This is a genomic window from Bacillus sp. JJ1122, from assembly GCF_036964885.1.
Lineage (GTDB): Bacteria > Bacillota > Bacilli > Bacillales > Cytobacillaceae > Mesobacillus.
Window position 1 is genome coordinate 139 of record NZ_JBALQL010000008.1, and the last position, 26,599, is coordinate 26,737.

Annotated in this window: 18 protein-coding genes and 1 pseudogene; 6 read left to right on the top strand and 13 right to left on the bottom strand. The window is 40.2% G+C overall.

Going from position 1 to position 26,599, the window contains the following annotated elements; genetic code table 11:
* Nucleotides 1-72: 72 nt before the first annotated feature.
* Nucleotides 73-2,634, bottom strand: coding sequence for a bifunctional 2',3'-cyclic-nucleotide 2'-phosphodiesterase/3'-nucleotidase (locus V7201_RS06245; RefSeq protein WP_335375929.1), 2,562 nt, complete (start codon nucleotides 2,632-2,634; stop codon nucleotides 73-75).
* A 254-nt stretch (nucleotides 2,635-2,888) separates the two neighbouring features.
* Entirely contained in the window at nucleotides 2,889-3,473 is a 585-nt protein-coding gene (locus V7201_RS06250) for a hypothetical protein (protein WP_335375930.1), read from the bottom strand.
* Nucleotides 3,474-3,719: 246 nt separating this feature from the next.
* On the opposite strand from V7201_RS06250, the gene V7201_RS06255 reads away from it, so the two are divergent.
* A complete protein-coding gene (locus V7201_RS06255) occupies nucleotides 3,720-4,232 on the top strand; it encodes a hypothetical protein (protein WP_335375931.1) in 513 nt (170 codons plus the stop codon).
* A 137-nt stretch (nucleotides 4,233-4,369) separates the two neighbouring features.
* Here the strand turns inward: V7201_RS06255 and V7201_RS06260 are convergent, their stop codons facing one another.
* From V7201_RS06260 to V7201_RS06295, 8 genes and pseudogenes are all read right to left on the bottom strand, one after another.
* Nucleotides 4,370-5,551 (bottom strand): hypothetical protein, encoded by a 1,182-nt coding sequence (locus V7201_RS06260; protein WP_335375932.1) that lies wholly within the window; start codon nucleotides 5,549-5,551, stop codon nucleotides 4,370-4,372.
* A gap of 38 nt (nucleotides 5,552-5,589) precedes the next feature.
* Nucleotides 5,590-6,189, bottom strand: a complete 600-nt coding sequence (locus tag V7201_RS06265) for a hypothetical protein (protein WP_335375933.1) — start codon at nucleotides 6,187-6,189, stop codon at nucleotides 5,590-5,592.
* A 208-nt stretch (nucleotides 6,190-6,397) separates the two neighbouring features.
* On the bottom strand, nucleotides 6,398-11,335 hold the full coding sequence (locus V7201_RS06270) for a S8 family serine peptidase (RefSeq protein ID WP_335375934.1): 4,938 nt from the start codon (nucleotides 11,333-11,335) through the stop codon (nucleotides 6,398-6,400).
* A 358-nt stretch (nucleotides 11,336-11,693) separates the two neighbouring features.
* Nucleotides 11,694-12,662: a UDP-glucose 4-epimerase GalE gene (gene galE, locus V7201_RS06275; RefSeq protein WP_335375935.1), complete on the bottom strand. Its 969-nt coding sequence runs from the start codon at nucleotides 12,660-12,662 to the stop codon at nucleotides 11,694-11,696.
* A gap of 119 nt (nucleotides 12,663-12,781) precedes the next feature.
* The gene (locus V7201_RS06280; RefSeq protein WP_335375936.1) at nucleotides 12,782-16,261 is read right to left on the bottom strand and encodes an S-layer homology domain-containing protein; all 3,480 of its coding nucleotides are present in this window, start codon (nucleotides 16,259-16,261) and stop codon (nucleotides 12,782-12,784) included.
* Between the two features lie 397 nt (nucleotides 16,262-16,658).
* The gene (locus V7201_RS06285; protein ID WP_335375937.1) at nucleotides 16,659-16,925 is read right to left on the bottom strand and encodes an IDEAL domain-containing protein; all 267 of its coding nucleotides are present in this window, start codon (nucleotides 16,923-16,925) and stop codon (nucleotides 16,659-16,661) included.
* Nucleotides 16,926-17,035: 110 nt separating this feature from the next.
* Nucleotides 17,036-17,593 (bottom strand): annotated as a pseudogene (locus V7201_RS06290) (competence protein ComK).
* Between the two features lie 668 nt (nucleotides 17,594-18,261).
* Nucleotides 18,262-18,684, bottom strand: coding sequence for a hypothetical protein (locus V7201_RS06295; RefSeq protein WP_335375938.1), 423 nt, complete (start codon nucleotides 18,682-18,684; stop codon nucleotides 18,262-18,264).
* 231 nt (nucleotides 18,685-18,915) lie between these two features.
* Here V7201_RS06295 and V7201_RS06300 point away from each other — a divergent pair, with 231 nt between their 5' ends.
* Entirely contained in the window at nucleotides 18,916-20,106 is a 1,191-nt protein-coding gene (locus V7201_RS06300; protein ID WP_335375939.1) for a processed acidic surface protein, read from the top strand.
* A 4-nt stretch (nucleotides 20,107-20,110) separates the two neighbouring features.
* A complete protein-coding gene (locus tag V7201_RS06305) occupies nucleotides 20,111-20,728 on the top strand; it encodes a class D sortase (protein WP_335375940.1) in 618 nt (205 codons plus the stop codon).
* A 100-nt stretch (nucleotides 20,729-20,828) separates the two neighbouring features.
* On the opposite strand, the gene V7201_RS06310 is transcribed toward V7201_RS06305, so the two are convergent.
* A complete protein-coding gene (locus V7201_RS06310; RefSeq protein WP_335375941.1) occupies nucleotides 20,829-21,098 on the bottom strand; it encodes a replicative helicase loader/inhibitor in 270 nt (89 codons plus the stop codon).
* 298 nt (nucleotides 21,099-21,396) lie between these two features.
* On the opposite strand from V7201_RS06310, the gene V7201_RS06315 reads away from it, so the two are divergent.
* Entirely contained in the window at nucleotides 21,397-21,897 is a 501-nt protein-coding gene (locus tag V7201_RS06315; protein ID WP_335375942.1) for a sigma-70 family RNA polymerase sigma factor, read from the top strand.
* A gap of 58 nt (nucleotides 21,898-21,955) precedes the next feature.
* Here the strand turns inward: V7201_RS06315 and V7201_RS06320 are convergent, their stop codons facing one another.
* Entirely contained in the window at nucleotides 21,956-22,327 is a 372-nt protein-coding gene (locus V7201_RS06320) for a hypothetical protein (RefSeq protein ID WP_335375943.1), read from the bottom strand.
* Between the two features lie 184 nt (nucleotides 22,328-22,511).
* Between V7201_RS06320 and V7201_RS06325 the strand changes: the two genes are divergently transcribed.
* On the top strand, nucleotides 22,512-23,957 hold the full coding sequence (locus V7201_RS06325; protein WP_335375944.1) for an S-layer homology domain-containing protein: 1,446 nt from the start codon (nucleotides 22,512-22,514) through the stop codon (nucleotides 23,955-23,957).
* A gap of 120 nt (nucleotides 23,958-24,077) precedes the next feature.
* Here the strand turns inward: V7201_RS06325 and galU are convergent, their stop codons facing one another.
* Nucleotides 24,078-24,974, bottom strand: a complete 897-nt coding sequence (gene galU, locus V7201_RS06330; protein WP_335375945.1) for a UTP--glucose-1-phosphate uridylyltransferase GalU — start codon at nucleotides 24,972-24,974, stop codon at nucleotides 24,078-24,080.
* 312 nt (nucleotides 24,975-25,286) lie between these two features.
* On the opposite strand from galU, the gene V7201_RS06335 reads away from it, so the two are divergent.
* Nucleotides 25,287-26,573 carry a DUF3221 domain-containing protein gene (locus tag V7201_RS06335; RefSeq protein WP_335375946.1) on the top strand — a complete coding sequence of 429 codons (1,287 nt, stop codon included), beginning with the start codon at nucleotides 25,287-25,289 and terminating at the stop codon, nucleotides 26,571-26,573.
* Nucleotides 26,574-26,599: the final 26 nt, after the last annotated feature.

A 26,599-nucleotide genomic window follows, 5' to 3' on the forward strand; every position in this document is an offset into this window, starting at 1 on the left:
CGGGGGTCTGACCCCCGGCACTTTAAAGCGCTAAAAAGCCCTCCAATTTGGAGGGCTTTCTGTAAGGTTTGTTTATTTGTTTAATAGTAATGATACAACTTTTGCTGCTTGTGCTCTTGTTGCTTTGCTCTTTGGCTGGAATTCGCCGCCGATTCCTACCATGAAGCCTAGTTCGTTTACTGCATTGATTGAGTCTTTCGCGAAGTTTGATGCTTTTTCAGCGTCAGTAAATTTAGCTGGTGCTTGCGGGTCATACTTTTTGCCAGTCTTAACTTCGTATGCTCGGACAAGCATTGCTGCCATTTGCTCACGATTGATGGAGGCATTTGGATCAAACTTGTCTTTACTCATACCAGCTGTGATACCTGCTTCATAAGCTGCTGCGATGTCAGCTTCTAGAGCTCCAGCAACATCCTTGAATGGGTGGTCTTTTGTTGCCTCAAGCTTTAATGTACGGGCGAGTAGAGATACAAATTGACCTCTTGTAACATTTCCGCTTGGATTAAACTTGTCAGCTGATTGACCTTTGATAATTCCTGCTTCTGTTAATTCAGCAATGAATTCAAAAGCCCAGTAGTCTTTTTTAACATCCTTGAACTTCTCTGGTAATTTACCTGGCTCTGGTTTTTGTGGCTCCCCAGGGTTCTGCGGTGGTACAGGGTTTGTAGCTTTAACTTTCATATCAAGAGCATATTTAGCAAATCCGTCTGCTTGTGTTGCTACATATTTATAGTTGTCCGTATCCTTAACATGCTGTTGACCTTCTGGTGAAGATAAGAAGTATACATTCACATCTTCGTTAATTGTTTTAAATGACCAGTTTAAGTCTGGAGTTGGGTCGATAATTTTCTTTTCAATTACATACGCAGAAACAACTTCCCTGCTTGATTCTGGAGCTTTTACGATAATTTCAGTGCCTTTAACGCCTGGGAATGTACCAGAAGCGCGATAGTCATTTGTTGCTACTACAAATTGTTGTTCTGGATCAACGGCTTTCCCGTCAAATTGCAGGTTAACGATACGGCTTGAGTCTGCATTTACAACTTTTCCGTTTCCATCATATTTCGCTGCTTTTGTAACATCCACTTCATAAGTAACACCATCGATAACATCGAAATTATATGAACGGTAATCACCGTTTACGATGTTTTGCTCATCTTTTGTATCAGTTTTAATTTGGTTGAATTGGCCTGCGGACATTTCTAACCATTCTTTAAGCTGTGCACCAGTTACAACAATAGCCTGTAAAGTGTTGTTGTCGTATAAATACAAGTCTGCTGCATTTTTAATTTGCAAAGTTCCAGCTGCAACATTAGTGTAGTAGTTTGGATTGTCACGTGTACCTGCTTTGAATGGTGCAGCTGCAGAAAGGACAGGAAGTTTCTCATATGGAGTTCCCTGAATCGCCTTTTCTGTATACCATTTTTGAGCAGCGTTCAACACCTGGATTGCTTCATTGTCTTTGACTTGAGAGAAATAGCTATTGATTGGAGCTGTTGTTTTACCAAGCTCGCCCTTCATATATTCAATTGTAGCTTCATGCTCATGTTTTACCGCATCTACAATGCTTTGATCAGCATCAGCATTTGAAGTAGTTCCAGCTGCATCTTTAGTGAAAATTTGACGAGTAGAACTCTTTGTATCTTTGATTGTCCATTTTCCTTGTGCATCCTTCTCGATCGTCATGTCGATAAGGCCTAGATTATCTCCCCACATACCTGCTTGTACAGTCGCAACTCCGTTTAAAGTACCTTTTTCAAGATCAGCACCAGGTACTGAAGCATATTTAGCACTTGGGAATGTTGCGTGAGAGTGTCCAAATAGAATAGCGTCGATTCCTTCAACCTTGCTCAGGTTGTAAACAGCATTTTCTTCATTCTTTCCATTTGCAGTCGCGTCAATTCCTGAGTGAGGAATAGCTACGATCAAGTCTGCACCCTTTGCTTTCATTTCTGGAACGAATTTATTAGCAGTGTCGATAATGTCCTTCGCAATGACTTTACCGCTAATACGAGTAGCATCCCACTGAGTGATTTGCGGAGGAACGAAACCAATTACCCCTACTTTAAGAGTGTGCTTTTCGCCGTCTGCATCTGTCACTTCTTTATCTATAATTACATAAGGGGTGAATGCATTTTTGTCATCAGTTGCATCATCGATATAAACGTTGGCATTTACGTAAGGGAAATTCGCACCCTTCAATGAAAGATTAAGGAAATCAAGACCATAGTTGAATTCGTGATTTCCAAGGTTGCCTGCATCATAACCCATAAGATTCATAGCTTTATAAACCGGATGAGTTTCGCCATTTGCCAATTTATTAATCTTCGCTACATAATCTCCCATCGGGCTGCCCTGAATCAGGTCACCGTTGTCAAACAACAGGCTGTTCGGTGCTTCTTCTTTTGCTTTTTTAATCAATGTAGCTGTTTTAGCAAAGCCAAAGTTTAATACAGATTTATCTTGGTAGTAGTCATAGTTCATGATGTTGGAGTGTAAGTCAGTAGTTTCAAGAATTCGGAGTTTTACTACATCTTCGTCCATCACTTCGGCATAAGAGATTGACGGTGTAGCCTGTGGCACGATTATACCTAGCGCTAATGCTGTAGCAGCTATCTTTTTAATCTTCTTCAAGATTTTTCCCCCTAAATAATGTAATCGGTTGCAATGATTATTTTAGCCTATTAAAATACAAAAGTTAACACATTTTTTTAAAATTAATATTTATTTAACAATCGAGCTCTTAATATGCTAGATTTTAACAAATTAACGCACTGCACCTTTGNNCAAAGGTGCAGTGCGTTAAAGGATGAGTAAAGGCTTAGAGTTAGAAATTTATTTCCTAAAATTACTATTTAAAAATTCGCTTTGAACGAAACTTGGTGAATCTACTTTATGGATTTCCTTGCCTTAATAACTATTAAAATCAGAACCAGAGACAAAAGAATCAGGACGATTTCTTCAGTATTTTCCTTTAAAAGTGAGGAGGTTTTTCTTTCAATTGAATGCAAGAATGGTTCAGGGATCGGTTCCTCTCGATTTTCCGCATATTTAATATGGTTGACCGTATTACCGCCTAATGCCGGTTCCCAGCCGTATTCTCCTTCAACCAACCAAATTTCTATGATATCTCCTACTGCAATATCCACCCTTTCTCCACCGGTATACTCTCTTGCCTGCCAGGATGGAATATACCAATAATACACCTCAATGCTTGTTTTTTCTTTCTCTGTACTGGGCACCCTAATCATTCGGTCTACCTTAAGCTTCATACTTCTAACTTGCTGTGGAAATTGCTCACTCTTGGATGTATCCTTAAAGAGCTCATCAGCCGTGACTGTTCCGATTAAATGTAAAGGAGCTTCATCTTTTCTTTCCTTTACTTCTGTTGGCGGTGGCGCTGCCATTGGGGTTGCTGTCGCAAAAAACAAACCGATAAACATAGCGATCAATACTCTTATCATACCCTTCATAATCGAACCCCTCGCTTCTATAATGAGCCTACTGCCAAACGAACAATTATCATTTTGTACATATAGACGTTTTGAAATATAAATACGTTTCAATTCAAAGGGAATCATCCAGCGTCTTTAACGAATTAACGCACCGGGGGTCTGACCCCCAGTACAGTGATGCGTTAGTGCGATGATACTACTAATAAACGATGGTGAAACTCTTCCCTAACCTATACGTCAAATTAACGAAGGAGTGGTGCTTGAATGAAATGGATGTTTGCTTTGTTTATTGCTATATTCTTTTCTTTAATGTTAATTGGATGTGAAAGCAATGATGAAACTGAAGCCCGGGATATAAGAATTGTAGACTCGGAAAAGGTTTGGCCTGAGAATTTTTATGAGGTTGCATTTCGGCGTGAGGAGGCTCCTCACTATTCCTATGCAGTAAATAAAGTCAGCAATCAAAACGACTTTGAAAAAACGTGGAAATCTTTTCAGTTAATGACAAAAAGACCTCAGATTGATTTCAACACAAAAGAAATCCTTTTCCTGGGTGTTGAGGAATCAGGAAGCTGCCCATTAGAGCTAAATTCCCAAGATGTGAAACTAACGGAGCAAAAGATCACAATTAATCTGAGATCGCCCGACGGAAATTGCACCGACGACGCCACTCAAAGAACCTTTGTAATCGAAATACCTAAGAGGAAATCCGAAGAATACTCAAAAGTCATTGTAGTTGAAGGCGGCACAGAATCATCAATCTCGATCAAAGAATAATAAGTTCGTATCAACCAACACGCCTTTAACGCTTTAAAGAGATGGGGGTCTGACCCCCACCCCTTTAACGCGGCGTAGCGTGAGGATCAGGCACTCGCTTGGGTTATGCTTTATACATTTGTGTCCTCAAAAGGACCTTACTTTTCGATATACTTTCTTCTTGATAGATACATTTTCAAAGTGTATTTGGCTGCAACTGTTAGTGATTCATTTTTGATAAATTCGTTAAGTTTTCTTTCCGTTATAGGAATGGCAGTAAGTCCATCGGTTTCAAGTTCTCCATCTTTTGCTACACTATAAAGGTCTTGCAGTTTTCCCATAGTCATATCCATTTTCACAAAAGAGGTTAGCCCAATCTCGAATTTATTCAGTTCAATGAATAAATCCATAAATTTCTCATCAATAATAGATTTATGATGCTCTTCTCTTATTCCGAGTTCCTCTCTAAGGCCACGATGCATGCATTTAATGAGGCTGATTTCTCTTCCTTCTTTATCAGTTTCCGTTAACCCCTCATTCATTGTGACATGCCATTTACTTTCAACGCTGCCCGAATTTAGATATTTGGATCTTTTTGCAAAAACAACTTCATCTGTACTTGGTGTTTCAATGATAATAAATGTATTCATTCCAAACGAGGTGGTAAATGGGAAGTATGGCTGCAAATCTTCCAATTTCGTTATCTTGCTTATTGGATGTCCTTCTTCTTTCAGCTCTTGATATATTGAACGAAAAACTAGGTGAGTGAAATAATCCGTTTCAAATAAGTCCAGCCTGAGGCATGCGTTTTCATCTTCATCGGCATTCCTTTTTCTTTGAATCCGATAAACACCATATTTTTTCCCGTTAAAAATGGTATGTCCATTTTCCAGTTTAGTTATAAAATGCTTTGCAGCAATTCTACTATGCTTTTCAATTAAGCCAGTAAGGTTTCCAATTGCGGTGATACCTGCAAGGTCTTCAAAACTCTCTCCTCTATTAAAGGAATAATTCTTTGAAAAATTCATTTCCGGATCCATACGAGATATAATGGCTTTTAAATCCTCAGGACAATCCACAAACAATTTCTTATCCCCTGTTTCTATACTAATATCATGCAGGTCATATGCAGGGTCCCCGTGATCCAGGGAAAGTATTTTTTGGCTTTCTAATGCAATACCTTCTTCTTTTTTAATTCTCTTTTTCATCTGGTATCGCAGGAAATTCCTTTTTACAGATATAATAATAATTTCTATGACTTTACCTAAAATGATTCCAACTACTATCCAAAAGAGTTCTGACACACCCGATTCTTTTACTTTCGCAATAAAATCATTCATCAATATTACCCTCTATTTCTTAAATTGCCAGTAGATTACTATCTTCCTTTTCCAATATTACTTCCTGTGCCAGCAAAGTATTCATGCCTATTTCTGTTCCCATCTGTATTAGGAACATGATCATATTGAAATCGGTCTGCTCTCACGGTATCTTTGGCAATAAGCTTCGACACCTTCTCTATGTCTCTTAAAGTTATTAAGTTTGCCTCCAATTCTTTTAAATCTGCCGTGATGACCACATTCATATAGAGGTCTTTAAGACTTGGAGACTCTAACAATAATGTTTTTTCGTATTTCCCCCGAGCAACCCTTTTAGAAAAAAATTTCTTGTCCACAATAGAAAATTTTATTGTGCTGCTTAGGTTGTTTATCTCTATTTTACAGGATTTTAAATCACTTGGCTTTAATCTGATAAGGGACTCTCTATAGATGGTTACCTTAATATAAAATCTATTGGGTAACTGAAGAAATCCATTAACATTGCCAGGAATAACTTTGGTTGAATATACAACACCGGTATTTGACTCTACTGAATTTCTACTAAGGCGAGCGTAATCTATCATAATATCGATATCTGGAGAATTGTCATACCATTTAATCCTTATATCTGAAAAGATTAATGTAAAACTACTGTCCATAATACTATCCCCTTATTGAAAGTGATTTCGGAAACCCTCTATATTATATCGACCAATACCAGCAAAATTTATCCATTTTCTAAGTAAAAAAATGAAAGACACCATCCCTCAGGATGGTGTCTTTCACATTCACTTTTCCACTTTACAGCGCCGGGGGTCTGACCCCCAATGAGGGAAAGTCCTAACGCTTTAGTGTGTTAAATTACGCTTACTTCAGTTCACCTAGTGCGTCTAATAGACGGTATAGGATGACTGCTGATTGGGCGCGTGTTGTGTCGGCTTTTGGTGCGAATGTTTGGTCTGCGTAGCCGTTTACAAGCTTAAGTGCTGCTGCTTTGCCTACGTAGTCTTTCGCGAAGTTGCTGACTTTATTGCTGTCTTTGAATGAAGCTGGTGCTTTTACTCCGTCAAGAACGCTAGCGTCTTTGTATTGAATCGCTCTGATTACCATTGCCGCCATTTGTTCGCGGGTAATCTTCTCGTTTGGAGCAAATTTGCCATTGCCCATACCGGAAATGATTCCAGCTTGGTTTGCTGCTTCGATTTCAAGTGCTGCCCAAGTGTAGCTTGCAGGTACATCTTTGAATGTTCCTTTGTACTCGGAAGTAGGAAGGTTCAATGCACGTGCTACAAGCACTGCGAATTGTGCACGAGTGACACTTTCGCCGTGAGCGAACAACTCATCTGTTTTACCTTTGATGATTTCGCGGGAAGCTAAAACTTCAATTTCATCTTTAGCCCAGTGAGTCTTGATATCTTTGAAAGTCTTGCTGTTTTCATAGATAGCGAACTTGCCAGTCTGGTGAGTCTTGAATGTGAATGTTTCTCCAGTTACTTTACCGCCTTCGTAATCCAGCTTGCCGCCAGTTACAGCGTATGCAGCAACCTTGCGCTTATCTGTGAATGTCTTACCGCTTACAGATACAGAAACAGCTACTGGCTTATCGAACTTCGTATAAGCAGTTTGCTTTCCATCCTTCTCAACTACTACGGACAGGTTCACTTCAGCAAGTGCTTGTACAGCTGATGCTTTCACTGCTGCTTTACCGATCGTGAAGATAACATTACCTTTTTCTTTCGCTAGGTCAGCTAAAACAGTGGCTGGAACGTCAACTGATTCACTGCCAGTCTTAAGAGTCAGGCTCTTCTTGCTTTCTGCAGCTTTAGCTACTGAGTCAGCAGGAAGTTTTGCTTTAACTGTAGACACTTTGTCTGAAACAGAAGATAGGTCTAGAGTTACATTTTTGCTTGAAGAATCGTTAAGAGCTGCTGCGAACTTTTGCTCATCAACAGATACTGTTGCTTCGCCCTTAGAAGTATCAACATCAACTTGACCCAGATCAGTGTTTGGCACTGGAGCTGGAGCTGGTCCAGGGACAGTTCCGCCGCCAGGATTTCCGCTTTCAACCAGTTTCTTGATTGTTACTTTTTCAGTAGTTTTGTGGCCAGCAAGGTCAGTCACTTCGAATACGAAGTCGTTGTCGCCATCTTTCAGATCTAAATCAACGTCGATTGTCTTCTTGAAATTGCGCATTGCGTATGGCTCAAGGAATTCGTTGAAGAATACTTCGTTCCCGTTTACATATACACGGATTTCATCGAAGTTGTCAGCTACTTCAAGTGATACAGGAACCTTATTAACTGTTGGTGCAACCGCTCCCGGTGCTCCTTTTACTTTTAAAGTAGGAGCCGTTGAATCCACGAATACTGTACGCTTGAAGGAAATTTTGTTGTTCTTTCCATCGACAGCACTTATGTCATAGTACTTTACTCCATCAGTATCGAAAGTCAATTTAGTTGAGAAGTCATAACGCTTTTCTTGAACGTTATAAACCAGCTCTGTATCTTGTCCAGCTACTTTCAAGTCATGGATGCCAGAAGTGTCAGCAACCCATCCAGAAACAACTGTTTCTTTCGAATTGATTGTTCCAAATGCCTCTGGAGTCAATACGTGTACATCTGGAATTTCTACATCAACAGCATCCTGAGCGTTAACTACTGTAATGTTACCAGCATAATCAACAGCTACAACATCTACATAATTAGTTTCAGAAACTTTGCTAAGTGTATATGTGCCGTCTCCAGTTATTGGAGCATCTAATACAGACTCGCCATCAACAAGGACATCCACATAAGCCAGGCCGCTTCCGTTTTCATTGTCAGCCGCATTTGTAAGCGTCAATTCCTTCGTTTCAGCATTGAACGCTGCTTCAACTGTTGGAGCTGTTACGTCTACTTTTACAGGGAATTTGAATGACTGCCATTCAGCACCTGGGTAGTCTACGACCGCACGAACTTCGATCTGGTAGTCTCCTTCAGGAACTTTCTTAAGATCAGCCACGCCATCCCATGCTCTTGCAGGGTTCAAAGAATACTCTGGGCTTCTTGCACCATCATAGTAATTCTTTCTAACGTTGTTTTCTGTACGTAAAGTACGGATTTTCTTGCCATCCTTATCAAGGACATTGTATTCTACCTGCTTTGCATTCCTTAGGAATGAAACAAGTGGAATTACCTTATCCTGTGAGCCGTCGCCATTTGGTGAGAATGCCATGTACTCAGGCTTCACTTCATCGTTCGCTACGTCATAGCCAAGGAAGTTATAGTTCTCATCCAATAGTCCAGTCATTCCGTAGAATGTGTTCTCATCCCACATTGGTGCATCCACAATTGGAGCCTGTCCCCATTTACCCTTGAAGCCAACGTAAGGAACTGTCAGCGCCGGATTAGTGTCAGCAGTATCTGTTAGAGTAACATAACCTTCTGCAAAATAGCCGTTCTTGAAAACATCTGTTGCAGGAACATATCCACTTGCATTACGGTTTATTACCATAGAAGCAGAAAGATCAAGTTCAACTGTTATTTCTTTTTCCTCACCTGCAGCTAGTTCAATAACCGGCTTGGCTTCAGGATCGAATTCAACACCGTTCACAGTCATTGGAACGTTTTCTAATGGCTGCGCTTCAAGTTTGCTAGCTTCATAGCCCATTTCTCCGAAAAGAACAAGGTCAGTCTGGACATTGACGCCTACATTATAGCTAACCGCTTTATCAGAATAGTTCTTAGCTTTTAATGTAAAAGTAGCCTTGTCTCCTACTTCACGTAAAGCAACCTTTGCTTCTCCTGTTGTTTTTTCAGTCACAACGACAGGAGTCGATAATGCTGCATGCAGCTGCATTAAACCAGCACCCTGGCGTCTTGGAGAGTAAGGGATGCCAAATTCAAACATTTTATTGATCGCACCCTTATCGATAACTGGTGCACCAGTGTTCATAAGAATATTTTTAGCAAGGTTAACTCTTGCAAGTCCCTTCACGCCAAACTCTGCGTCAACACGTTCAAGTACTAGAGCAGAACCGCCCGATACGTGTGGAGCTGCCATTGATGTACCGCTCATCATTCCGTACTTGTTATCATTGAATGTTGATAAAATCTGTCCGCCTGGTGCAGTGATTTCAGGTTTGAAATCAAGGTTTGGAGTTAATCCCCATGAAGTGAAATCACTCATTTTATCAGCTGATGGATTCGAAGCTTTTGTTACATCGCCTTTGAATTCCAATGTTACTGATTGTTTTGCATCAAGTGCAGCTTTTAATGCGTCACCATCTGTCTTCAGCATGAATAGCTGCGGAATTTTGATCGAAGCATCCGAAGCCATGTTTACATAACCATCCGCGTTGTTAAAGATGATGACAGCAGCCGCTCCTGCAGCCTGCGCATTCTTAGCTTTGTCAACGAAGCCTGCTTCTCCACGCTTAATCAAGGCAATCTTTCCAGTTAAATCGAGTCCAACAAAGTCATCTGCTTCAGGAGCAGTTGGAGAGTTTCCTGGTTTACGGCCTAAACCTGCATACACAACATCATAAGCCTTCTGTTCAATATCATTCGGGTGTACAGAGCTTGCAGACAAGAATGGATATTTGCTTTCTGCATCTCCAATTTTAGCTGTGATCGCATCAAGATCCATGAATTTATTTTCAAATGACGCTACCTGTAAGGAGTTGTAAGAAACACCTGGAGAACCAGATACTCCAATATCAGGGTTGTTCGGGTTCGGGTTAGCCGCAGTCCATCCATTTCCGAAGTGAGCAGAGTTACCAGCAGAGATAGACATTAGCACACCATTGTCAACTGCTTTTTGAACAGCCTTTTGCTCCGGATCATCCGGTAAAACGAATCCAGCCGTTGAACCTAAGCTCATGTTGATAACATCTACACCAAGCTTGATTGCATCGTCAATCGCTTTTACATAAATATCACTGAACGTAGACGGCATTTCAGGATCATTACCAAATACCTTCAGGCCAAGGATTTGCGCTTCAGGAGCGATCCCCTTGATTCCGCCGTGTTCTTCATCCCCGTTAGCACCAACAGTACCTGATACGTGCATTCCGTGCATGGAAGCTTCTTTTCCAAGGTCAAGAATGGTATCATTGTCATCCATATAGTTGTAGCCATAAGGTACTTTTTCCGTATAATACTTACCTTTTAGGCCATTTTCTTTAACAATTCCATCCACTTCTTCTTTAGTGAGCTCTTCCTCTGTTTCAGGAGATAAAATCATATCTCGGTGAGAAGGGTCGATACCAGTGTCGATAACACCTACAACCATTCCTTCACCTTTATAGCCATAATCATCCCAAGCTTTTTGAGCTTCAACCAATTCCTTACTGTAAAGCATTTCAGGCTTTACTTCAGGACGCTTGTATTCATGTGTAATATAAACATCTGAAACGTTTTCCAGATTTTTTATAAATTTAATGTTCCCGTACTCTACCTCAGCACTAAATCCGTTCACTACTGTTGTAAAATTCTCGAGAACTTTTACATTCAATTTTTTTGTGCTTAATTGAGAAACTACCTCTTCCTGCTGCTTAAGTGCCGCGGATTCCAAATTTTCTTTTGTCGCTTCATCAAGCTCGCTGTATTTCACTCCTTTTTTCTGAGCAAAATCAATAGCAGGCTTATCCTTAAGCTCAACGATTACACGGACCTTTTGATTCTCATTGTATTGAACAGCAGCATCAGTTAAGCTTCTTTGAACCTTTGGTTTGACCTTTGCTGCAGGTTCTGGAACAGCAGCCATGGCAGCATTCGAAAATGCCATCGATAATACTAGAGCACTAACAATACCTTTTTTAAACACCTATTTTCCCCCTTAAGTAAACTTGCTAGATTTCAGAAATTTACTCCTTTCTCTAATATTCTGGAATTTATAAAGATTCCGATTATTTAATTAATACCATATATTACTTTAGTAGTAAATATCTATCAGAATACTATTTCAAAAGAATTAGAATTTTATTATCATAATAAAAAAGCGCTAGTAAATACCCAATAATTGGTTGTTTACTAGCTCATACATTCTAGGTTATAATTTTTCGTTTCGATTTACGTAATATTTTTATATTATTTTTTACAAAATCAAGAAATTTAAGATAACAACCTTCAGTCATTGAATGATTTGGACTATTTTCAGGATTTGGGAGGGTTCTGCTAAGTATCTATTCTATACTCTGATGCCACACCCAAGCGCTAGCAATAATCTTTTCCAAATCCCGCTCTGCCATCCAGCCCAAAGCCTGGTGAATTTTATCTGCAGATGCAACCAATCTTGCCGGATCACCTGCTCGGCGGTCAGCCATGACGACATTCGCCTTGCGTCCAGTAACCTTCTCACACATATCGATTACTTCTTTTACAGAATAGCCAAGGCCATTGCCCAGATTATATGTGGCGGCCTTATTCTGACCATTCAACAGGGATTCAAGCGCAGCAATATGGGCATTCGCCAAATCCGTCACATGTATATAATCACGGATGCACGTTCCATCCGGCGTTTCATAATCGTCTCCAAAAACGGAAATTTGCTCACGCTGTCCCAACAGATGCTGCAGGATGATTGGAATCAGATGCGTTTCTGGATCATGCATTTCACCGATTCTTCCAGAAGCGCTTGCTCCGGCTGCATTAAAATAGCGCAGAACCACATAACGCAGGTCATATGCATGCGCGAAATCCGCTAAAATATTTTCCACCATCAGCTTTGACTGGCCATATGGATTGATCGGAACCGTCGGGCTGTCCTCACTGATGATATCCACATCAGGAATTCCATACGTAGCAGCCGTCGATGAAAAAATAAAGTTCTTCACATCGTATTTCATCATCACTTTTAAAAGTGTAAGTGTAGAAGCCACATTATTCTCATAGTATTTCAGCGGATCCAAGACAGATTCTCCTACAAGACTATTAGCCGCAAAATGCATGACTGCCTTGATAGGATAGCTGCCAAAAACAGCCTCAAGGTCCGCTTCGTTCCCAAGGTCACCCTTCACAAACACAGCACGGGTGTCAATCGCTCTCTGATGCCCAGTCGAAAGATTATCCAATACCACAACTTCATTCGTCTTAACCAGCTTTTCAACAAGATGACTGCCGATATAACCAGCACCACCAACAACTAAAATCATATGATTATCTCCCTTAATTGCTTTCTTTTTAACTAGTTTACTATAAAGTGGGTAAGCAGTGGCAAAATAAAAGTAACAGGCACCCCCCAATTATTGGATGATGCCTGCAATCTTACTTCTTACATATTCGGGATATAAAAACCATGATTCGGACCAAATGAATTCCCATCTAAATCAAACAAGGTATTGTCGATGATGACAGATAACGGTCTTTCAATTAGTGCTCCTTCTGGCCCGGAAATAACGATTGCTGGACGCTTTCCATTACTGCTGTCGCCATCAAAGTCTTGTAAATAGACTGAAGTTGTACCGTTAATGATCTCAGAATCTTTTTCAACTGAAACAGAAGCAGATACGTCTGCATTGTTCTCTAATTCAACCCCAACAGAGGATCCTAACGCTTCAGATAAATAAACTGCAACCACACCCGGGTTTCCTTCCGGATCAACAAAATTAAAGTTATGAGTGAACGTAGGATAGTCTACAGCCTCCACAGTGACCACTTTTAACTGTTCACCAGATTCAGAGGAAAGGGTGAAATCAACAAGGTCACCTGCCTGTAAATTCAGGCTATCCATATATTCCTTTTTAAGATGAATGATTCCAAAGTCTGGACCTTGGGTTTCATAAGTGTAATCACCACTTCCATCGCCAGTGTCTTCCTGTAATACGGAGTCACCATTGCTGATTGTAGCAAAGGCTCCTACTTCTTCTGTGTTTAGGGGAAGGTACAAACCACCGTTAGTAATGGAATCAATATTATATTCCAGATATTCATTTCCTGGATAACCCGGATCACCATTTCCGTATAAACCGAAATAAATATCACTTAGATTTTTTACTCCATCCGTATCCGTAACTACTCCCTCTGGCAGATAAATTTCACCTACCATTGAAAGGTTTACAGATTGTCCCTCTAAAACTTTCAATCTAATGACATCAGTATCTAAATTTTCACCCGCGACAGAGGATACTTCGACTTTTCCATCAAATTCCGTTCCCGCTAATGCATTACGAACGGCTTCTACCGCTTCGCCATTGCTATTTTCTAAAACTGTATTGAATTTTAAATCGATTGTATCCCCAGCTTCTAAGGTTCCCTCTTCAAGAGTATCTGAATCAATCATAACTTCCTGAGCTTCTGGACCTGCATAAAATTCCAGCTCCTCATTGGTTAACGTATTGATAGCCTCAACATCAATATTCTCGCCATTATTAGTGACTGTCATTTCAAATACAATCCAGTAACGTTCCGTTCCGTCCCCTTCAGGCACACTAAAAGTATAATCCGGAGTAGTCGAGTTCCCTTTGAAGAATTCTACTTTTCCACCTGAAGTTGATAGTGGAGTTTCACCAGAGAAGTTATGAACAATAAATTTATATTTTCCATCTTTTATTTTACGGATTGTAGTCGTTTCGGGACCAAATGAATCAACATCATCCCAGTCCAGGTCAACAATCCGCTCCCCATTTTCAGAATGGATTTCATCAGCAAACCAAGTGTGGAACATTCCCTTTCCATCTGGAGTATAACCATATAAATGGGAATCTAAATCACTTGGGTTTTCACCCCATGACAGCATCACTTTCACTTCATTTGTTGCTGCGGCGCGAATTGCTGTTTCATTTTGCTCTACTACATACCGGTTGGTCTCTGCAGTACCAAGCATATAGGAAGTCATATATCCTTGACCAGAAAGTTCTCCAGTATAAATTCCTGCTGGTAATGATACAGAATAATATCCATATTTATCAGTAGTTGCTTCTCCTGCAACCTCACCAGTTGTAGTACCTGAACCCGCTCTGAACTTGATTTTCAGACCAGCGACACCTACACCATAGATATCAGTAATTCTACCTTCGAAACCAGTTCCAAGCTTAACCTCAACGGTTCGTGCTTCTCCACTTACTTTTTCACTTGCCGGCGCAATTGTAATATGAAGGGCTTTGTCAGCATTTCCTTCCAATGCTACCGGTTCGTATGTAAAACGCTGCTGGTTTGGATGGTATGAAAGGTTTTGTAATTCAACTGATTCTTCAGTTCCATCTGTTCCAATCAGCTTAGCTGACACTGTAAAATCACTTTCGTTTAAGTCTGCGACAAAGGAATCCATTTTTACATCAATGATTCCTTGGGTTGCAGAGGCACCCGTTAAAACAGTGGTTTCAATATCTGAATAGCTCTCTGTAACTGTTTGAACTTGATCACCTGTCCCAATCTGGATGCTTTCACCCGGAGGAATAGTTAAAACAAGATTACTTGGACGCGTCTCAAGCGATGTACCTGCGGCATTAATTTCCGCAGTTGAAATAGTTCCTGTTCCTAATACTGTAGCTAATGCGTTAATGATCAAAGTCTGGATGTCTGTTTGTTCTGTTAAATTAATTCGAACATTTGTAGCTCTTGAATTAACAGTATCAAACGTCCCTGTTAACGAAACAGCCAGCGCTGGATCAGTACTTTGAACACTTTCTGCGACAACAACATTAGTAAAACCTTCTGCACCTTGATCCAAGTTCTTTTCTTCTACTTTTACATAAGATTCAATTTGCAAATCAGCAACAACAGTGGATCCTTCAGCGACAATCCTAATTTTCCCATCATTCTTATTTACAATGACCGTTGCCAGAACTGTATCATTGAAGTAGATACTGTTCTCTCCGCCACCTCTTACTTCAGTGGTACCAGAAACAGTTACTCCATTTAAATAAACTTCCCCTTCACCAATGCCCGCACCTAAAATAAGGTTACCAGTAATATTAACGTTCTGAAGGGTAACCCCAGGACTTGAAATGACTACATCACCATTAATCGTCTGGGTTCCTGATGCAGGACCGTAAGTACCAGCTTCACTGATTGGCTTTGAAAAATCTACCGTGGAAGGTGGTGTTGGCGGCTCTGTAGCTGGCGGTGGTGTTGGATTTGAAGGAACAACAACTCCCCCATTGTCTGCAGGCACTTCAGGTGTCTTAACAATCTTATTACTATTATGGATAAAAATTGCGATTTGGCCGCGAGTCACTGCTTCTCCAGGACCAAATTCTGAAGGTGATTTACCTACTGTTACCTTATTTTCAACAAGCGTGTTCACGTACTGGAAGAACCAATCTCCCTGCTTAACATCTTTAAAACTATTTTTTGACTCCTTGCCTGTTAATTCAAAAGCATTAACAAGCATTTTTGCCATTTGCGCTCTAGTAATTGTGTCATTGGGCCTAAAAGTTCCATCTGCATATCCAGAAATGATTCCTTTATTCACTAATGCAGATACAGAACCAGCAAACCACGCATCTTTGTTTACATCAGAAAATGAAACTTGTTTTTCTAATGTAACATCCAGCTTTAACACAGAAGCCAGCATTTTGGCAGCTTGTGCCCTAGTTACATTTAAATGCGGTCTAAAAGTTCCATCTGCATAACCTGAGATTGCCCCTGTTAAAGTCATGGACTGTACAGCATCATAATAGGCTGAAGTCTGTGGTATATCACTAAAAGAACTTGCTTCAGCTTGGATAACAGGTGTTGCAGCACTTGTAACAACTGCTGCAGATACAGCAGCAGCTAAAAACTTCTCATACTTCTTTTTCCCCAAAATCATCGACACTCCCCATAATCAATTTATATAATCGTTAAAAACGAAAATAACGGTAAAAAATTATATTTTTTCTATTTATAGAAAAATTACCCAAATATTATTATATTGAAATATCAGTAAAATTCAAGACTATTAGACTATTTTTTTACCAATTTAATTCGAAATATTAGTTTAATAGTCATTGCCGCGAGTAAAAGCGAAGGAATTTATCATTTTTTCTTGAGTATTTATTTTGGAGTTAATTGGTTTGGACAATATGTTGGAAATAAAACTTAATAGGAGGGACAAGAAGATTTTATTACGGTGACTTCTGACTTGGTCATTGATAGATTTTCACACAGAAAAAGACGTCAACTACGAATAGATGACGTTTTATATACTTATTCAGTATGCGATTTATTTATAAAACCTCTTCCCAGCCTTCTGAAGTCAATGCCATAAATCTCTTTTTATCACGGTTTTCAAGGGATCGGTCAATTTCTTCAGCTCTTCTTTTTTCAAGGAAAGCATTTTGGACCTTGTCGATGATCTCATCAGCGCCTTTTGTGTATCGCGTTTTTTCCTGATTGAGAAGGTGCTGTGTGTTATCATCCGTCTCTAAGATATCCATAAATAGTCCTCTATGCTCTTCGGGCTTATAGTAATTCGATTTCTTGTCGTTGTTCATGATCAACACCTCTTTCGGTTTGGTAGATTGTTACTATCTACTTACCCACCTTTACCGACAAAATAAACGTGTCTGGCACCTTCCTATTATTTGGAAGGTGCCAGACACGTTTAATCTTTCTTCAGCTCATACCGATTTAACCCAGGCCCTTCAATGATTTTAAGACCTTTTTTCGGCTCCAGGTAAAATGTAAGGGGACTTTGTGCATTCCTCAGCATATTCTCTCTTAACTGATTCGCTTTATTCTTTTTATTATTAAAAGATGATTCCTTCATCTCGATTTCAAATTCATGGTTATAACTGAGATAAACCTTTGTTCTTCTTATTCCACAAGGCTTCGTGTCTTTAACGTGCATCAACGAAAACCAGATGCAATGCTCATCTCTGTACGATTTTGTAGGGAAAAGCCATATTCCGAGATTGCAATTGACCCTGATCGGACACATATGACATTCTCCGAGTATCTACTTGGAACTTCTGCGGGCCGCCCTGAAGTCCGACCCCAAACACAGCAGCGCCTTATTAATCAGTTCAATTGGGCGCTTTCTTACGAGGAATGTTTCTTCACCCTCGATTACCCTTGTCCAATGGCGGCCATTCTTTACATACTCTCCAGTCAGCAGCACGGTTTTTTCATTGATAAGATAATCCTCTTTAACTTGCTTCATATAAACGCCTCACCTTATGCATAATTTGCGAAAAAGGGGAATATTTAAGTTGGTTTAAACCAACAGCCATCCCAGGAAATCATGCTGTTAACGAATTCCCCAGAGTTTATATTTTTCAGTGAATCCATCGAGTACTTTTAACACTCACCTCCTGACTTTAAATAGCATGAGTTCCGATTAGAATAGTAATATTGCAAAATAATAAAAAGAGGAGAAAGAAAATTAAATATAAATGTGGATGGATTCTAGATGAGAAAATTTTGGAGATTTCTATGGAGTAAAACAACGTATGTTTTCCAAACAAATACTTATGTAGGTATATTATAATAAGAATATTATTTATCTGTATACAAATATTTCTATTTCAACATAACTTTTCATGTCATATCTTTTTTTAATAAAAAGACGAGATTGATAGTATGATGATTTTCGTTTATACTATTTTGTCATTGTAAAGAAATTTAATTTCATCCGTATGAACTACAGATAAAACGTCCTAATTCAGCGACAAAATAGAACTTAATACTTCATGAATAGGACAAACTTGGAGTTTCATCTTCGATGGGCACATTGCCTTAAAAATTTCATAATTACTGCTGATTGTTTTCGTTTCAAAAGATTTGACCACAAAAAGCAGCCAATCTCACTGAGACTAGACTGCTCTTCAGCTACATATCCATTTCCTCTGAGAATTTCATCATTTCCTCATCAATCACCTGAACAATCTCAGGCTGACTAAACATGTATAAAACACATTCCTTAGCCTCATCCTCGATATGAATCTCAGCTACGACTCGAACCTTACGGGGTTTTCCCTGGCAGGTAATGCTGAACGTGCCAATCTCTTTTTCCTCATGATCTGTATCCATCACTTCTATTCCAGACTCTATTAAGTCAATCTCCCGCTCAGAGAAACCAGAATCAAAAACCGAGGACAACATCTCCAAAAAAGGCCGAACATTCTCCAAATCAAAATTCATCCCCGCCGCCTCAGGAGCAGCCTCTACTTTATGAGAATCACTAATGCTCTTTCTCATCACGAAAAGAACAACCACAACAACAACCAATCCAATAATAACCAAACCAAACACTAAACATCACCCCCTCAAACAGTATAACCAAAATAACCTTATCACATCACCGCATTGTCGGGGTGGGGGTCAGACCCCCAATAGTTTAACGCGGTGAAGCAGGTTTTTGAATGTCTTAATTCTATGCTGGATTCACACCTAGATTTACCAAATAATACTACTATCTGAATCTTTGAAATCCAGCTATAATAATTTTGCAATATAACTGTAATATTAGTAGGAGGAAGTTTGTTGAAGCGCATTTTATCTATCATTTTAGCTTTATCACTAACATTTGTGGCTATGCCTTATGCTGCTTTTGCGGCTGTGGATGCTCAGGATCCTGAGTTCCAGAATTATCTTAAGGAAATTGGCATGTCAGAGGAAGAGTTTGTTTCTTATTTAAGCGACATGCACGACTATACATTGGAAGATTTTGAGTCACTCGAAGAATTAACCATGTATTTGGGAGATTTACTGAACGAAGACAACTTGCAGGAACTTCTTGCAGAGTTTGAATTGACTGAAGAAGATTTTAACTTAATGCTTGAAGAACATGGTACTTCTTTGGATGAGTACGTATTCTTCGATGATCTTTATTTTGACGTTACGGATTGGCTGTATGCTGAAGAAATGACACCAATTACGGATGAGACGCTTCAATTCCTTCTAGATGAGTTCGATTTCGAATCAAGAGAAGAACTAGAGCGTTTCTTGAACGAATCCGGAGATTCGATTGATAACTACGAAACGATTGAAGATCTTTCATGGGCTGTTTCCCAACTATACTTCATGCATTCAAAAGATGACTTAATCAATACATTGGATTCTTTCGGCCTGTCACTTGCTGAAGCGAACCGCCTGGCCAACCATGTGATCGCAATCATCGAAAATCCTGAACTGGATGCCGAGCAATTTTTCATCGGAATGGAAGAGATTGGCACACGTCTAATGGACTTCCCTGAGTTTGACAGTGCGACTGATCTTTCTGCAGAAGAGATCGCAGAGTTCATCGATGTTTGGAACGACCTTCTTGAATTGCTGCAACTTGATGTAGAGTACTTTTTAACAAAGGATGGACAGACAACTCCTGTTTCATTCACTTCATTAATGCAAATGGATTCTACTAAGGGTGCAGATTTACTTATCAAAATCTCCAATCTAGATGGTGAACTTTTAGCTGACATGATCATTACGAAGGATATGTTTGATTCAGAGTTCATGGAAGAAACAGGCGAAAACCTTGAGCAGACAACTGAAGCTGCTGAAGAAGTAGCTGCAGCTGTTAAAAAAATGCCTGCTGATAAGCCTGTTGCTAAGACAGTAAAAGGCGGAAAGCTGCCAAACACAGCTTCCAACTATCTGCAAAACACATTAGCTGGACTGGCAATCGTTCTTTTAGGAGCGTTTGTATTCAGGAAAGTGAATGTAAAACGTGCTTAATACTATGAAAAAAAGAAGAACCGGTAAATTGGTTCTTCTTTCATTATCTGTTGCTATCATCGTCTTTGGATTATGGTTCAGCGGGTCAAACGCCTTCAAATTCATGAAGGGGTACCTGCTATTCAAAACTGAACAGACAGAGCCGAAACAAGTCCTTGCGAGCAAGCCTGAAAAAGAAGAGCCAAAGCCGTCCCGCAATAGTTTGTATCCGAAAGCCCCTGACCAAGGTGAAATGATCGGCAACCTTTCAATCCCAAAGCTTGAGGCCAATTTGCCAATCTACCATGGAACAGACGAAGATGAATTGGAAAAAGGAGTTGGCCATTTCGCAGGCAGCGTGCTTCCCGGCGAAAAAGACAACTCCGTCCTGTCAGGGCATCGAGACACAGTATTTCGCAAGCTAGGCGAAGTTGGAAAAGGTGATCTGCTGGTTGTCTCGACTGAAGCCGGAGAGTTCACCTACAAGATAAGGAAAGTACGAATTGTTGACGCCGATGACAGAACCGTCATCGTCCCAAAACCCAGGCCTACACTCACCGTTACAACGTGCTACCCCTTTGATTTCATTGGGGATGCTCCACAACGTTACATCCTAGTAGCCGACCTAATTAAATCTAGTTAAATACAAAATGGGGGTCAGTTCACCAGCGCGTTAAAGCGCCGGGGGTCTGACCCCCAACGCATTAACGCTTTACTGTGGCGGGGGTCAGACCCCCAGTGCGTTAATGCTTTGCTTGGCTAAACAGTTCGGTTTCTGGCCGGTTTGCTACTGCACGGGTGCCTGGATCTCGGTACGGGCCGCTGATCAGGTCTTTTACGCTTGGTGGGTAAGCCGATTTGGTTGCATGTACTTTAAGGTTTTTCTTAAGTGTGTCAAATGAGTAACTTTTCAACACCTCATACCAATCATCGATTTTGTGCTGATTTACTTTAAAGCTTTGATAATAACTCTGGCTCATTGTCAGCAATTTCACTACTTCATCCCTTGTCATTCCTATCGTCCTCCCCTCTATTTATTGAGATGAAAATATACTCATCATCTATATACAAAGAACTCCGAAAAAGAGACATCTTATGAAAAACTTAAACCTCCCCTGCAAATAGTCTGATAACTTACTAAAAATCAATAATCAGCTCTGAAAATTTATTTTTCTTGCCCCAAATCGTATTTCCCACACTTTTTCCCTTCCAAAATTCAATTTTCCGTAATTCGATACCATAAAGCCATTCCATTATGTTAGAGGTACCCGGGAATACAGTTGCAAAGCGCGCTTTCTGAAGGGATTCAGAATGGAAAGCTTCGAACAGCTTGCAGTCCAATACACACCGATGATCCATAAAATCATCCGATCGCTCAACATTTACAAAAACAAAGACGAATTCTATCAGCTCTCCCTGATCGGTCTCTGGGAAGCATCGAAAAGGTTCGACTCCGGTAAAGGCGACTTCACCACCTATGCCTACTCGATCATCAAAGGAAAAATCCAAAACGAAATGACAAAAGCAAATAAAGTTGCAGAATCAACCACAACTGCTAAAGAGGAGTACTGGGTAAACATAGAGGACGAATTTCCCATTATACCTCTTGAGGAAGACACACTTCTTTTTTATTGTAAAAACAGCCATTTAACCGAGAACCAAATCAAATGGGTTTTATACCATTTTCTGAAGGGGCTTAACATTAGAGAAATAGCAGATATTGAAGAAGTCTCCCTTTCCTCTGTGAAAGCCTGGAGAGCCGGTGCAATGGAAAAGTTAAGAAAGTTTAAGAGTAATACCGCGTTTTTTTAAAAAGAAAGGGGTCAGTCCCTCGCGCTATTAAGCACCAAAGACTGACCCCGATTTATTATTAAGCATTCTTTTTCCATGCAAAGCACATAAACCTTGCATCTGCTGTAAGCCATTTCTGAGCGTGAGCCTGGTCGATTAATTCCTGATGCTCAAAAAATATTTTCTTAGCATATGGAAGTTTGACGTCGCGGACCGCTTCATTAAGCAAACGCAGGATTCGCTTATCCTGATCACTTAAAAGAGCAAATTCGTTTGTTTCTTTTTCTTTTACAATAACCTTTACAAGCTCTTTGGCTTCTTGACCTAGCATCTGGAAGTTGGTTGGCTCCGTAATACGCTTCCACTCTCTTAAGATAACTTCTCTTGCTGTACCATAACGCTGCTTTTCCATGTGATTATTAATTACGAAGACAACACTCTCAATTTTCAATTAACATCCCGTCACTTTTTTTAAGAATATGATTACTATCTATTTTAAGTAGTTAAAATGAACTGGTCAATGTAAGAATTATAAAAATAATCAAATAGTTTACTAGAACTTTTATCCTAATCTTCTTTTCAGAAAGAAAATATTTGGAAAATCTGTTAAACTACTAATCGGGAGGAGATTGAAAATGAAAAAATTACTTAAAGTGGCTGCAGCTGCAACTTTATTAGTGAGTTTTGCACCTAGCATCAGTGCTCAGGAATTAACTAACACTAAGGTTGTAACTACAGCGAACGTCCAGCCATTAAGTGTGGTTGAAACACAACAAATTTTAAGAGAAGTTGCAGTCTCGAAAGGCATTCCTGCAGAAATTTTAAAGGCAATGGCTTTTGTAGAAACAGGCATGAAACAATTCAACTCTGATGGTACACCGATAGAAGCAACAGATGGCGGCATTGGAATCATGCAATTGACTCTTACTCCATCTGAAATTTCCCAGTTCAACGTGGATGTTGAAAAATTAAAATATGATACTAAGTACAACATCGAGCAAGGTGCAAATCACTTATTGCGCAAGTGGAAAAACAAGAATTTACCACAGGTGAACAACCATGAGCAAAATAAAATAGAAGATTGGTATTTTGCGGTCATGGCTTACAATGGTCTTTCAAAAAGAAATGACCCGAATTTTTCTGGAAGCAATGCTTATCAGGAAAAAGTATTCAATTCTATTCGAGATAATAGCCAGATTCCTCTTGGTAATACACCAAAACTGTCAATCGCTTATCCTAATCCATCTGCACCTGAACTAATGGAATTCCCAGGAGGAGTGGATTATCAGTGGCCAACCAGCACAAACACTACTCAGAATTACATCGCTAAAGAAATAGGCTATACCTATAATACTTTCGGAGTTCCTTCAAAATTAAGAAAGTCCATTACCGATACAACGTCAACGGGATACCTTAATTATACTCCTGTTCAAATCGAAGGTGGTCCTTATGACAGTCCAAGCATCTATAACCACTTTGCTTTTTACAAGGTAAAAGGAACAAACTTTGATGGATATATGGCCTCTTCCAATCTACAAACATCAAAAGATGTTAAACTGTTCACGGATATTAGCGGCGAAGTCCAACGTTCGGTAACTTTCCTGCAAACAAGAAAGACGATTAATGGTTATGCAGATGGATTCCGGGCAGGTGTACAGATTCCAAGAAAGCAGGCAGCTGCCTTAATTGTTCAAGCTTTGGATTTAAAACTTCCTTCCGGTTATAAAATGAAAGCTACTGATGTATCTGCAAGTGATCCACTATATCAATATATGATGATTGCGGAAGCACATGGCATCATGGGTGCAGGCGGTACATTCAAACCTAATGATTTGCTGATCCGTTCTGATATGGCAACCATATTAGTTCGAGCATACAGTGAAGTGTTTGAAAATCCTCCAGCTAGCTATAAGTTCGCTGGAGTTGAAACCACCGACCCTAACTATGCAAATATTAACAAGCTCGCCTATAATGGAATAACTGTAAACAACCCATTCAACAGAAACGGTTATTTAACACGCGGAGAATACGCTAGATTCCTAGAACGTTCCGTTATTAAGCAAGAAGCAAAACAGCAATAAAAGAAAAAAGCGCAATGGCAACAGAAATTACTCACCTGTTGCCGGCGCTTTTTTGTTTATAACAGCAAACACTTTAGCACTTTAAACCACTGGGGGTCAGACCCCCGCCGCTTTAATGCGTTAATCTTTGTATGTTTTTCCCTTCATTTCTCTCTCTAATATGTTATTAAGGTATTTAAGCATATCGTACCTCAACTCTTGATCCTTCAAGGCAAACTCAATGGTTGTTTTAACAAACCCAATCTTTTCCCCCACATCGTAGCGTTTTCCCTCAAAATCATATGCGAATACTCTTTGTATTTGATTCAGTTTTTGAATCGCATCGGTTAACTGGATTTCCCCTCCAGCACCTGTTTCCATTTTATCGAGAAACATGAATATTTCTGGCGTTAAGACGTACCTCCCCATGATTGCAAGGTTTGATGGAGATGTGCCTGGCGCAGGTTTTTCAACTAAGTTCTCAACCTGATAACGGCGCCCCTCCTGTAAAGAAGCATCAATGATTCCATATCGATGGGTCTCTTCCATCGGTACTGATTGTACACCGATGACAGAAGAACGAGTCACTTCGAATTGCTTCAAGAGCTGTTTTAAACAAGGAGTCTCACTCTGTACAATATCATCACCGAGTAACACCGCAAAAGGTTCATCGCCAATAAAATTCCGTGCACACCAGACTGCATGCCCTAATCCCTTAGGCTCCTTCTGACGGATATAGTGGATATCTGCAAGGTTAGTAGAGTAGCGCACCTTCTCTAGTAAATCCAGCTTCCCTTTCACTTCTAGATTACGCTCGAGCTCCGGGGCAAAATCAAAATGGTCCTCGATCGCACGCTTGCCTTTACCAGTCACAATAATGATATCTTCTATCCCAGAAGCAATTGCTTCTTCCACTATATACTGAATTGTCGGCTTATCTACAATTGGCAGCATTTCCTTCGGCATCGCTTTTGTAGCCGGCAAAAATCGTGTTCCTAATCCAGCCGCTGGAATGATTGCCTTCCGCACCCTCTTCATCGGACTCCCCCTTCATAGAACACTCTATATAAACACCCTAACCATTCCCTACATGCTTATCAATGCATTTTATGAAAAAGAACAACCTTCTTATGAGGATTTAAATAAAAAGCAGCTAGAAATTTATTAATCAAACGTTTGATTAAATCCCCTTAATCCCCATCATCATGGGTTTTTCCACCTGAACACTTCACCACATTAACGCACCGGGGGTCTGACCCCCAGTGCGTTAATGTGTTAAATCGATCCATATTCTTGTAACTTTCTCCCCTCCTGCCCGTCTATGTTTATAACAATATTTAGGAGGCAATCATGCGCAAACATCATGCAATAGCGGCTATTTTAGGACTGGCACTTGCCCTTTCTGGATGCGGGACAGACAATAACGAGGATACTCAGGAAAAGCGAGGGGCTGACAAGACGGCAAGCACGCCTGCCGAAGATGCTCTTCCGGTAAATGAATCAGGCTGGGAAACGATTGAAGTGGTCAATAACAGAGCCATCATCGCTAAACTGAAGCAAACGGTAAAAGAAACCCCGGAACGCGATAAGAAAATCGAAGAATACAAAGAAAGCAAGGATTTCCAGGATGGCGTGTTCGGCAAACCGACGGATGAACTTGCGGAGTCACTTGCCATGCAGGCAGTCGAGGGCAGTATCGCCCGTGAGACTTCAGAAAAAGTCTATGGCGGCTATAAAGGGCTTGAGGACGAAGCTGTCATTTTCTTTGAAAACAGCAATCAAAACGGTGAACGCATGGGCTATTGGATTGGTGTTAAAAAGGCCGATGACCGCCTGAAGAGGTTCATTGAGGAAATGCAGTCCAAGGTCGATGCAGGAGAAATCAAAGCGAAATATATCCACATATACTATTCCCCTTATACGACAACCGAGAATTATACGTTGACGAATAAAGTGGCTCAAGCACTCCAGAGAGTGAAAAGACAGCCAGGAACACCGAGCCACGGTTACTTCGAAGCGTCTGTTGATACGCAAACAGGAGAAATAAATATAGGACACAACTTCCTGTCAGAGGAGCAAAAGGAACAATTAAGAAAACTTTTTCCTGATCGAAACATTGTTTTTGAACAGCAGGGAAGAATGGCTCCAAAGGAAGGAGAGCCTGACACCTTCTATCCTGAAAAAGAGTTTACTGATGAGTTAACTAAGGAAGGCTCTTATGTGATGGATTTATCAGAGGATTATTTATTTGCAGTCTCAGTACAAAGTCAGAACTTCAGCAAAAACGGCGGCGAGGAGGAATTCTACGGAGCAGCCCACTTTAGCTTTCCAGATGCTTCAAAGAAACTAAAAGTCGGCCAACGGGTCGAGATTGAATCCGCTGGACCAATGAAAGCATCTTACCCAGGACAAGGAGAAGCACTTTTTATCACTGTCCTGCCGGATTACAAGCCAACTGGGGCCAACTTGTCAGAATCACAGGTGGTCAGCAAAGCCATCACTGAAGCGAAAAAGACCAGCGGAAAACAGATACTCATCATCCAGGACCTTTCATTTAATGTAGACTCAAATCAGTGGACAGTACAATTCCAATATGGGTTTAATAAGAAGAAATTAGAAGTAAAAATACCAGAGTAATTTAAATAACCCTGTAACGCATTAAC